Origin of the sequence: Moorena sp. SIO1G6, assembly GCF_010672795.1 — a bacterium.
Lineage (GTDB): Bacteria > Cyanobacteriota > Cyanobacteriia > Cyanobacteriales > Coleofasciculaceae > Moorena > Moorena producens.
In genome coordinates this window covers 21,494-33,198 of the sequence record NZ_JAAHFZ010000031.1, presented here as the reverse complement: position 1 = coordinate 33,198, position 11,705 = coordinate 21,494, and the positions used below count along the sequence as shown (strand labels likewise).

Here is an 11,705-nt window from a genome sequence, read left to right as displayed (position 1 = left end):
AGCAGGATGGGGTTTCATCCGAATTTAGGAGAGTGATATCAAAACCCATAAATTAATAATAGCGAATTGAAGAAAGCCCTCCAACCCCATTTGGGATAGCACAGAGCGAGAGTTTCGTTTCTAGCCAAGTTCAATCTGCCATTGCTGAAAGTAAACACAGTGAACCTGAGTGAACTCGGATTGTAATTTGAGTCAGGCATAGCCTGACTCAAATTACAATCGACTGCAACAATTTTTTCGACGTTAATTGTTTGAAATTTTATTGGTTATCTATTGGTAGACCAACCAACCCTTTAAATTTAAACCAGAGCGATCGCAGTTTCCAAAACTTACTGGTCTTCATGGCCGCCACTTCTAGTTTGCTGTGGTGTAATTCGTATTGAGTTTGTTGCAGTTCTATACTTTTACTCTCTTGAAGTTGTTGGGATTGAACTAACTCTACTTGGGTATTTTGTAATTGCTCTTGAGTTTGTTGTAATTGCTCTTGAGTTTGTTGTAATTGCTCTTGAGTTTGTTTAAATTGAGTTTGAACTAGCTCTACTTTACCTTTAGCGTTTTGTAATTGCTTTTGAGTGTCTTGTAATTGCTCTTGAGTTTGTTTAAGTTTAGTTTGAACTAGCTCTACTTGGGCATTTTGTAATTGCCCTTGAGTTTGTTGTAATTGGTCTTGAGTGTCTTGTAATTGCTCTTGAGTTTGTTTTAGCTTAGTTTGAGATTGTTCTAATTCTATGCTTCCGCTCTCTTGAAGCTGTTGTGATTGAACTAGCAATGTCCGCAATTCATTTAGTTCTTGTAATTCCTCCGAGAGTTCTTGAGTCGTTTTCACTCGACCACAGGCAAGGGTCGTTGAGTACTCGTGGTCTGTAAGACGAAATTTTACAATATCATGCCATAGATAGTCGCATCCAGGCCAAGTTTCAACAACATCATGAAAAGCCATCCATCCCCCAACTTTCATCAGGGGTAATAATAACCCAAAATCAGTCAGCACATCTAAGTATTCATGAGAACCATCAATAAACACAAAGTCAATCGTCTTTTCTCCAGTTAATTCACCCCAACGCTTCATAATTTCTGAAGAATATCCCTGAAACGATTTGATATAGGGAGTCAGTTGGTAATTTTCAAGGTTTTCTTTCCAGACCTCAAAGACACTCTTTTCAGGTAAGTCCGGACATTGCCCTATCCATGGATCAATACAGTAGATCTTGCGATTACTTCCTACACAGGCAAACGCCATAGCTGCCGTAGACCTTCCTTGATAAGAGCCAACTTCAACAATAAGAGCATCCTCAGGAAGGGACTTTACTTTATTGAATAAAAACTCTTCTTGACCAGGAACTAGGAAACCATCAATGGTTTCAACAGCTTCTTTCACCGTCTCATAACTGTTGAATGGTTCCTTAGCACTGACAACTTGATTGAGTACCGTATCAAGCATGATTAAACTCCTGTTTTAGCTGACGTTAATTATTGAAAATTTTATTCGTTATCTGTAGGAAAACCAACAAACCCTTTTAATTTGAACCAGAGCGATCGCAATTTCCAAAACTTACTGGTCTTCATCGCCGCAATTTCTACATTAATTACCTTCAACTTAGTCTCAGTTTCGTTCAGTTGGTTCTGAATCTGCTGTAATTGATTTTGCTGAAAATCCTGAATTTTTTCCTGTGACTGTGCCAATTGTGACTGACTATTCTGAAGGTGTGAGTGTATTTGGGTTAATTGTGACTGAGTATGCTGAAGGTCTGAATGTACTTGGGTTAATTGTGACTGAGTATGTTGAATTTCTGAGTAAGCATGTACTAACTGTGACTGAGTATGCTGAACTTCTGAGTTTGATTGATTTAGTTGTGACTGACTATGTTGTAGATCTAAGTGGGCATTGGTCAATTGTGACTGAGTATGTTGAAGGTCTGAGTGGGCTTGGGTTAATTGTGATTTAGTCTGCTGGAGGTCTGTGACAGTTGCACTGACCTGAGAGCGCAAGGAAGCTATCTCTTGATCCTGTTGCTCAATAATCTTCAGAAGCTCAGCACGCCTAGTCTCGCTAGTTTGATACTGAACTTGGATATTTTGATACTGAACTTGGAGTTGATTAAACTCAGATGATTTGTCCAGTAATGCCTGAACCATTCGCCCAGATGGACTCTTGAGCAGATAGTAACTAATTTGCTGATCAGTATAGCGCACCAAAGCCTGCCGACTAGCTACGAAAAACATATCATAGTCGAACAACTGTTGTTCAAATTGCAGAAATTCAAAACCGAGGTTTTTAAAGAATTGCGACACCCCTCGCCTACTCAAAAGATGGATATGCTCAATAGATTTCATTTGGTGTAAAAAATTATCCTTTTGAGCAACCATCTCTGAATAGGTTTTACCCTCTTCATAATTTGGCATCTGCACAATGAAAATACCATCTTCCTTAAGAAGAGATGCCCCATGGCTCATGGTAGCCACTGGATCAGGTAGATGCTCCAGGACATCGTAGAGTACGATGGCATCAAACAATTCCGATTCTAGTTGCTGATCCTCGATCGGTCCTGACAAAATGGGCATATTGAATGTCTGTTGTGCGAATTCCACCACCCAAGGGCTAAGTTCTAAACCCATAGCATCAAAACCTGCCCAGCCCATCATTGCCACAAAGCCACCATGAGCACAACCTAACTCAAGCACTTTGGCTGGCGGTAGTTTATAAGCCATCAGTGTACGCAACCAGTGGAGGCATCGCTCTGGTAAGTCTTGACGGGCTCGTTGACGAATATCAGGAAAACCATAATGCTCGGTCTGATAAGACAACCAGTATTCTTTACCGTAGAAGTCATGGTTATCATCCTGTACACGAAGCTGCTCAGACCTCAAACCAGTTTTTGACACTAGAGTGCCACATTCAGAGCACGCCAAGTAGTCGGGGGAAAATTCAGTTAGCTCAGTATTTCCACACCAACAGATATCTCTAAAGGTTTGTGTCATGTTGTTGTTACACCCAGGTATTGATAAATTAGCTCGAACTTAAGTCTGGTCACAAGTCCGGATTGAAAACCCTTTTTTTAATTCAGTCTCCAGAGAGGGAATAAAAATAAAGGGTCTTAAGAATTAAGACTTGGAAAACTGGGCTGTTATCTACAACAGGTTAATGTTTTGTAGTACCGTCAAACCTATCAACGCTAATCCCCCACCACCCATGACAATTCTGACCCGGCGGAGAACCTGAGGCTTCATATAGCCCAGATAGCCCACCATACCTAACATTAGTGCAATGGACAACAAACTACCGCCAAGACTAAAGAATAGATTTCCTTGGATAGGAGAAACGAATGACATTAGTTGCACTAGAGTCCTGTTAGCATACATTGCGGTAGATAGCAGTAGTAAGTTGATCCCTAAAATTAGACTAACTAGTGGAACTAACAGGGGTTTTAGTCGAAACCAGCCTGACCGCAGTTTCCAGAATTGATTGGACTGCATTGCAGCTAGAGTTGACCCTGCTTCTTGAAGTTCCCGCTGTTTTTGGTGAAGTTGAGCCTCTGCGTACCTCAATTGCTCTTCGAGATCCCCTGACTGAAGCTGAGTTGGCTGAACTTGAATTAGGGACGGACTTGGGGGTAGCTTTTCTTGGATTTGAGCCTGTAACTTCCTGAATTCTCCCCAAAGGGGGGAACCTATACCAGTACCATCATTTTTGATGGTCTTAGCAGTTTCGACCATAACCTCTGCCACAGTCTCGGCCATCTTTGACCAGGAAAATTTCTTCGCGTGTTCAAAACCATCAGCAATCAACTGCTTACGAACCTCTGGGTTTTGAACTTTGTACAGAGCATCAATCAGCTCGTAAACATTAGATTGATCCACATACAATGCTGCTTCCCCAGCTGCTTCCGGAAGAGAGGAGTGACGACAGGTAATTACAGGGCAACCACACACCATTGCTTCGGTAACTGGTAATCCGAACCCTTCGTACAGAGAGGGGACAACCAGAGCGATCGCACCAGAATAAGCTACTTTCAATTCTTCATCACTCAGGGGCAGAACCTGGGTTGTTATTCCTGCTGCCAGGGCAGCTAGCTCAGGTTCTAACTCAGGTCTACCACCTACACAAACCACCCCAAACTCTTCCTTATCCACCAGCTTAGATAATGCTCTGAATAGAAAGATAGCGTTTTTATAGCCATTAACACCTGTTCTTTCTCCTACTAAGAGTAAGTAGGGTTTGGTCACATTGAATTTAGTCTTAAACTCATCGATATCATCAGGGCTTGCCGGGGAAAAAACCTTTTTGATCCCACAGTGAGCTACCGTTACCTTTGACCGGGAAATATGGGGAAAAAACTTAATCAGATCTCGAGCCGTACTTTCGGATATCGTAATATAACGTGAGGCGTGTAAGATACCGTAATGTTTCTCTTTCCAACCTGCTTCGTTAAGATTGGCACCGATCACTTCTGGAATCATGTCATAAGCCATAAATACAGAAGGAGTAGATAGGGGTGCGGTATAGTAGCTGGAAATAAATAGATCAGTCCCTTTTTCATCACAGATTTCCTGCAACAAGTCAGCATCTGCTCCCGTTTTGTTGTAATCGTAAGCTCGAATGGGGCGATAGCGAATTCCAGGAATCCTCGCAGCCGTTCCAGCCCGGTCTAAAACAATCACATGGTTCCCAAAGCCATTAGTTGCCCATTCCTCTAGCAAAGACTTCCAGACTTGGGAAATCCCAGAGTTAGGAAAAAATTGGAAAAATACCCCATCAACCAAAATTTGGGGGAATGGTCTTTCAATCTTCATAGTTTGTTGCTGAAATTCTTCCAGTTGCAAAAACTGCCATTTTTCGCCGTCAGGCTCCTTCTGAGCAATCGGCACTATACCACAGATATCCGCCGGTTCAACCAGGGTTTCATCCTCAACCCAAGATAAATGTTGACGCAGAAAAACTGGAAATTCAGACTGCTGCTGTAGTCCCTGCCAGTCGGCCAGAGCATTCTGGTAGCCGTAGTAGCTCTCCTTAAACTGCAACTGTTCCGGTGTTACATAAGCAAAATGTTGAAAGACCAGTCCCTGCGCTTCGGTTTCTCGATGTAAGAATGGATTTATGGTTGCTACATCTTGCCCATGATTAGCTGACTGATTAGCTGACTGATTTGACTGATTAGACTGATTAGTTGACCACGGTTGGACTAGCCTTGGGGGTTCGTGGGCTGCCCAGACAGCTCCTGGTTTAAACCTCCAGAGGCGCAACCATTCCTGTTTGGGGTTTTGTGTATAGCAATTGCGACTGGTGACAATTAAATTTTCTCCAACGAAATACCAACACCAGAACAAAGCAGCCGTCTTGTCAGGTTGGTCGATGAACATCTGTCGAGCTTTACAGATTTGCTCAGTTGTCCACAACTCATCCACATCTACCTGCCACAACAGACACTCTTGTTGGATATTCTCAAGGGGAGCATTCACCATTTCTCGCTTGCCCTCCCAGAAAACCCCATCAGGTTTGCGATAGACGGTGATCTGGTCAGGGTAGCGTTCCATCAGTTGGTCGAGATACTCTGTGGTGCCATCAATACTACGACCGTTGTGGTGAATTTCATCACTGACATACCCACCCGTCGCTAAACTCCAGGCAGTATCATGCTTCAATTTCGCTACACCTTCAATAATGTGCCAATGCCATGGGAATGGCAGTTTACTGAAGACGTCAATATGGTAGCGAATGAAGGGTTCACCATTGAGAACAATTGTAAAAAAATTGATGGGAAGAGGGGTTGAGGCTTGACCTGACTGCCCACCTAAATGGTGACTACCCGCTTTAGCAAAAATGGAGTAACCATTGCGCACAGACGCATTTTGCTCAATCAGTTTATAGTTTTTATCTCTTAATAACCGATGGTGATTACTATAATTTTTGTAGGTACAAATATCATCAAGTAGGATGTATTTGGCTCCGTAAACCTGATCCAATTCCACCTCACCCGTGAACTCGGAGCCGTCGATTAAGACTAGATCAAAATCCTCGATCTGGTTTTCTTGCTTAATCGTTTCAATCCCATCTCCAGAGGTTCCCATTTCCCTAACATAATCGATATCTTGACGAAGCCAACCCAAGACTTGTTCAAGAGGGTAGTTATTTAGAGGGGTACGATGGGAATTATAAAATTCTCTGACTTCATCTTGCCTAGGAAACTGTTCTAGGGAAATTGATGAAATATTGTAGCACTTTACAAAAGAATCCTCCCGATAGCGTTCCCTTAACTCAGTAAAACGAGGTTTTGAAACCTCCATACAGAATAACACTGGATTAGACGGGTTTTCCCGCAGCCCCTTCACAAACGCTTCGGTGCTTCCCGCACCGGATGAAGACCCGATTTCTAGAACCGTCTTGATATCTTCTTCCCGAGCTATCCTCTGAATCGCTCTATAAAAATCGTCGTCTTTAATCTCAGGAGGAATCACATAATCTAGTTCGGATTCTGACCTATTACTTGGCATATTACACAGCCCCTCACACACACCTGACCATAAATTTGGCAGTAAATAGCAATAATTAAGAAGTTTAACTTGTTATAACAAAGGGAACAGGGAACAGGGAACAGGGAACAGGGAACAGGGAACAGGGAACAAAAATTATCACAATTCATTTAGTATCCCTATAGTATTTATAACCTGTTAGTCTAAGGTATTAGTCTAAGTTGTTATCCTAATCAGACTTGTTCCAAATTCGTCAAGTTGAGTTTGATATTAGAACTTTGTCCATTCTGATTTATATCGGTTTCCCTCTCAACAATTTTCGCAATTTCAGCAATTTTCGCCCGGGCTTGCTCTAATTCAAGCTTTAGGGCATGGTATTCCGTTTCAACGGCTTGATATTTGTTTTCAAGAGCTGTATAGTTGAGATTTAGTGTATTTCTACCGTTTTCGGCATTTTGAAGCCATTCTCTCAGGTTAATGACGAACTCCTGATATTTGAGGATTCTTCTGTTCAACCAGTAGGAATCTTGATACATTGGGCATTGGTTCTGAATACTATAGGATTCAGGTAGGGATAGTCTTAACTGACTAGAAAGTCCTCCTGCATAATAGGATGTGATTGTGCGAGGATAGTAACACAATTTCACAGTCTCATTCTGGATTAGCCTCAGAAACCATTCATAATCCGATGATATTCTGTAGCGTTCATTGAAAAGCCCTATCTTAGAGAAAAACAAGTTAGCTCTGGAGAAGCTGGCTTGGTGAGGCAAACATCCACAAATCAGTTCATCAGCTACATCTTCAGGCATGGGAGGCTTCACTAAAAAGGAAGACCCAGATTGCTCTCTAACCTCTAGGTCTCCATACACAAAATCACAGGAGGGATTTGCCAACAGGAAGTTAACGGTATCTTGGATTACCTTTTTATCAAGATAATAGTCATCTGAGTTAATAAAAGCAATAAACTCACCAGAGGAGTACCTAACTCCCTTATTCATGGCTTCATAGATACCGCCATCAGGTTCGCTAATAAATCTGCTAATGTGATCACTATATTTATGAACAATCTCCTTAGTTTTGTCTTGGGAGTTGCCATCAATAATAATGTACTCTATATCCTCATAGGTCTGAGAGACGACACTCTTGATCGCTCGTTCTATAAATCGCTCAGCATTTTTACATACAGTGATAATTGAAATCCTCACATGCTCCTCCTCAAAATTATCACTATTAGGGTGATAAGACTTGTTTAACAGATTTAACCTAAGCATTCAGCAGTCAGCTATCAGCGTGTCGCGTATCAGCTTATGGGCTACAGATGGTGCTACCAGGCGCTTTAAATGCACGGGATTGGATCAGTGAAATGAGCAGGGATTTTTAACCAACCGTACCAGCCCCCCGATGCTTGTTTACTACCTCCCATTTATTAGCTGACGGCTGATAGCTGACGGCTGATAGCTGACGGTTTAACTATAGGTTTAACTATATTCCAACTGCTGAGATTACCATCTTTCATTTACCTTAAGCTTTTAACTTTTGTTTAAAACTTTTAACTTTTTTTAAGGTTAAACCACTTCCTTAACACTATTTAAGTAGGAATCGACTACCTCATTGCTCTCTCCCGCTAACTTTATCCTGCCTTTGTCTAACCAAATTACCCGCTTGCAGTAATGGCGCACAAAGGATAAATCATGGGAGACCACTAAAACAGTGGCATGAGCCTCCCAAAATCTTTCCATGCGTCGCTGGCACTTAATTCTAAAACTTTGATCCCCTACGGATAACACTTCATCTAAAATTAAGATATCTGGCTGTACATCAGTGGCAATGGCAAAGCCTAGCCGCGCTGACATCCCTGAGGATAATCCTTTCACTGGCATTAACTTGTAGTCTTCTAGCTCAGCAAACTCCAAAATCGATGGGGTTCTGAGTTTCATCTCTTGTTTAGAGAAACCTAGCATCACGCCATAGAGTTTGATATTATCCACTACCGAAAGTTCCGGATCGAATCCAGCTCCTAGCTCAATCAGAGGAGCGATTTCACCTCTGATCCATACCTGACCCCCTGTCGGCTTTAATATGCCACAGATAACTTTAAGTAGCGTTGATTTTCCTGAACCATTCGGTCCAATGATGCCGATTTTTTCCCCAGCTTCTACTGCTAGATGAATGTCATCAAGGACTAAATTCCTGGAAGGTTTGCGGTATTTTCCCTCCAAAAACGATAGTATGGTTTTCTTGAGGTCATAGGAAAACTCTTCTTGGGTTCTTCGCCACAATGAAACCCGATCGAGTCTAATAACTTCTTCTGTCATCTATAACAAATCCATGAAGTGAGGCTGCCAAACTCGAAAGCAAGTCCAGCCTAAGGATACAATTACTATGGCACTTAGGCATGAGTGTCCAATTAACCCTACATCTGGCAAACCTCCTGACAAAGAAATCTGTCGAATGCTTTCAATAATCGGCAATAAGGGATTTAAAAACAAAAAGGGTTGAACCGCCTCTGGGACAATTGCTGCTGGATAAAAGACTGGAGAGCTAATCCAGATCACAAAGCATACTAGTTCGTAGAAATAAGGTAAATCCCTAAAGAAAACATAGAGAACACTGACGAAAAAACCGAGGCCGATACTAACCAAAATTAATGCGATTAACGGAAGACTCAACGCTAGCAAATTGACTACACTTTTTGAAGTAAGCAACGTGACAATAGCTAGGAGAGGAAAGCTGCCAACAGCTAACTGAAACACGTTAGCAGCAATGGTTGAAACTGGGAAGACACTGATTGGTAAACGAACTTTATTCAACAGGGCACCATTGCCAACTACGCTGACTAATGCTTGGTTGGTTGAAGCGGAGAAAAAGTTAGTGACAAGCAACCCAGTAAAAGCCGCCAGAATATAGTTAATGGTTGAGTTGTCATAATAAGAGGCAAAGGTAGCACCAAAAATTGCTGTATATAGTCCTGTCATAATCAAAGGATTTAACAAAGACCAATATACTCCCAGAAGCGATCCTCGATAACGTCCCTTCAGATTTCGCTCTGTTAATATATACAGCAACTCCCAATAGCGCTGAAGTTGCCACCGTGCGGTGTTAGCCTTGAGGGATAAGGTCATAATTTATACACCGAAGATATAGAACCGAATATGAATATATAGAACCGAATATATAGGGATTCAAGTTAGCCTCCCCACTGGTTCTTAGATGCGCATTTTTAGAACCATAACATATACTGCGAAGAAATTCGCCCTGTCGTGTTCCCACCCCGCACTTTTGGTTACGGCGCGTTCGCGTAGCGTAGACCTTTGGGCTAATCGCATAAGCGCGGAAGCTGAGGCCGTAGGCCACGCTTTGCGAACGCTTCATCGCGCAACCGTTCTGTTTCGGTGTGTATATTCTTATCATAGTTTAGGGAAATTTGTCGAGTAGGAACTTGTTATAATCCCTTGAGAAGTAAGTATCTGACTTGATTATATGTCTCTGACTAGTGCTGACGAACTAGAGCCAAGTCCCTTGCTTTCTTGGCAACTAGGGCAAAGTAACTTGTTAGATTGGCGAGCTATTATCGAAACTAACCCCTCCCTCTGGAGAGAAGCCAAGCAACGGTCTCACCAGGGACCAATGGTCCTAATAGCAACTACCGTAGGGGGGTCAGCGCCACTGTCACTACCAGAAAGCCTACTAGCAGTAGCCCTTACCCTCAGAGGAGCACAGGTTCATACTCTCCTGTGTGACCATTCTCTGCCTGCCTGCCTCAATCTTCAAAAACTAGATACACCTCAAGAAAGGATTGAAAACTATGATCTAGAAACGATCAAGTGCCAAAAGTGTTTTGCAACCGGTCGTTATCTGTATCAACCGTTGCATTTGACGAACCATGTATTCAGTGAACTGCTCACTGGGCTCGACAGGCTAGAGGCAAAACAGATCGCAGCACACGTAAGGCTATCAGAGATTGAAAACTATTGCCTGGGCAACTGGAATATTGGTGAACACGCCTATGCTGGGGCGCTGCGCTATTTTACCAGCGGGAATCTAGATAACGAACCCAACAGTGAAATCGTGGTGCGTCGGTATTTTGAAGGGGCTTTGCTGACTGCGTATGCTATCAGTAAGCTACTGTGTAACTATAATTTTAAGGCTGCTTGCTTCAATCATGGCATCTACTTACCTCATGGCATCATTGGTGAGGTGTGTCGCTCACGCCAAGTGCGGGTGGTTAACTGGACGATTGCCTACCGCAAGCGTTGCTTTATTTTTAGCCATGGAGACACTTATCATCACACTATGCTCAGTGAGCCTCTCCATGCCTGGGAAACCATGCCTTGGAATCAGGCAATGACAGATGACATCCTACAGTATTTGAAAAGTCGATGGCAAGGCACTCGGGATTGGATTTGGTTTCATGAAAAACCTGATGAAGAATTTAGCCGAAATGCTGAGGAGATGGGGCTTGACCTGAACCAGCCGGTGATTGGGATGCTCACCAATGTGATGTGGGATGCCCAGTTGCACTATCGCGCTAATGCTTTTCCGAATATGCTAACGTGGGTACTCCAGACGATTGAGTATTTTGCTAAACGTTCTGACTTACAACTGCTGATTCGGATTCATCCAGCAGAGATTCGGGGAACGTTGCCTTCTCGCCAACCATTGTTGCCAGAAATCAAGAAGGTCTGGTCTCAATTGCCTAAAAATATTTTCATCATTCCTCCAGAAAGTCCTGTGAGTACCTATGCAGCGATGATGGAGTGCGATTCGGTGATTATTTATGGGACAAAAACTGGAGTAGAGTTGACCAGTGTAGGCATTCCGGTGATCGTTGGTGGTGAAGCTTGGATCCGAGATAAGGGAATCACGATGGATCCTTCGACAGCAGAGGAGTATTTCCAATGCTTGGATAAGCTACCCCTTGGTGAACGGTTAGATTCTAATTCCCTGAAACGGGCGAGGATGTACGCCTACCATTTCTTTTTCAGACGCATGATTCCCCTACAGTTTACCGAACCCCTATCGGAAAATCCTTACGTAAAGCTCAATATTACTAGCCTAGACCAATTACTTCCTGGTGCAGATCCGGGTTTGGATATTATCTGTGATGGCATCTTGTCTGGTTCTCCTTTTATCTATCCAGCGGAACGGTTGGGAATTGATCGCGTCTAAGGATTAAGCATCTGGTGCATCTCATTAAAGCTGTTTGACCCGGTGGGTGGCATGGACATCTTGGTGCC

General features: G+C 42.8%; 7 protein-coding genes and 1 pseudogene. 2 read left to right on the top strand and 6 right to left on the bottom strand.

Going from position 1 to position 11,705, the window contains the following annotated elements; all coding sequences use genetic code 11:
* Nucleotides 1-51: 51 nt before the first annotated feature.
* Nucleotides 52-183: pseudogene (locus tag F6K63_RS24280) on the top strand (IS4 family transposase); the annotation flags it as partial.
* A 76-nt stretch (nt 184-259) separates the two neighbouring features.
* Here F6K63_RS24280 and F6K63_RS24275 read toward each other — a convergent pair.
* From F6K63_RS24275 to F6K63_RS24250, 6 genes are all read right to left on the bottom strand, one after another.
* Entirely contained in the window at nt 260-1,441 is a 1,182-nt protein-coding gene (locus F6K63_RS24275; RefSeq protein ID WP_287313310.1) for a class I SAM-dependent methyltransferase, read from the bottom strand.
* Between the two features lie 41 nt (nt 1,442-1,482).
* The gene (locus F6K63_RS24270; protein ID WP_287249487.1) at nt 1,483-2,979 is read right to left on the bottom strand and encodes a methyltransferase domain-containing protein; all 1,497 of its coding nucleotides are present in this window, start codon (nt 2,977-2,979) and stop codon (nt 1,483-1,485) included.
* A 150-nt stretch (nt 2,980-3,129) separates the two neighbouring features.
* Complete coding sequence (locus F6K63_RS24265; protein ID WP_287313309.1) at nt 3,130-6,489, bottom strand: glycosyltransferase family 4 protein; 3,360 nt, start codon at nt 6,487-6,489, stop codon at nt 3,130-3,132.
* 212 nt (nt 6,490-6,701) lie between these two features.
* Nucleotides 6,702-7,673, bottom strand: a complete 972-nt coding sequence (locus tag F6K63_RS24260; protein ID WP_287249491.1) for a glycosyltransferase family 2 protein — start codon at nt 7,671-7,673, stop codon at nt 6,702-6,704.
* A 360-nt stretch (nt 7,674-8,033) separates the two neighbouring features.
* Nucleotides 8,034-8,783, bottom strand: coding sequence for an ABC transporter ATP-binding protein (locus F6K63_RS24255; protein ID WP_287249492.1), 750 nt, complete (start codon nt 8,781-8,783; stop codon nt 8,034-8,036).
* On the bottom strand, nt 8,784-9,590 hold the full coding sequence (locus F6K63_RS24250; protein WP_008188064.1) for an ABC transporter permease: 807 nt from the start codon (nt 9,588-9,590) through the stop codon (nt 8,784-8,786).
* A 358-nt stretch (nt 9,591-9,948) separates the two neighbouring features.
* On the opposite strand from F6K63_RS24250, the gene F6K63_RS24245 reads away from it, so the two are divergent.
* The gene (locus F6K63_RS24245) at nt 9,949-11,637 is read left to right on the top strand and encodes a capsule biosynthesis protein (protein ID WP_287249495.1); all 1,689 of its coding nucleotides are present in this window, start codon (nt 9,949-9,951) and stop codon (nt 11,635-11,637) included.
* The last annotated feature ends 68 nt before the right edge of the window (nt 11,638-11,705 follow it).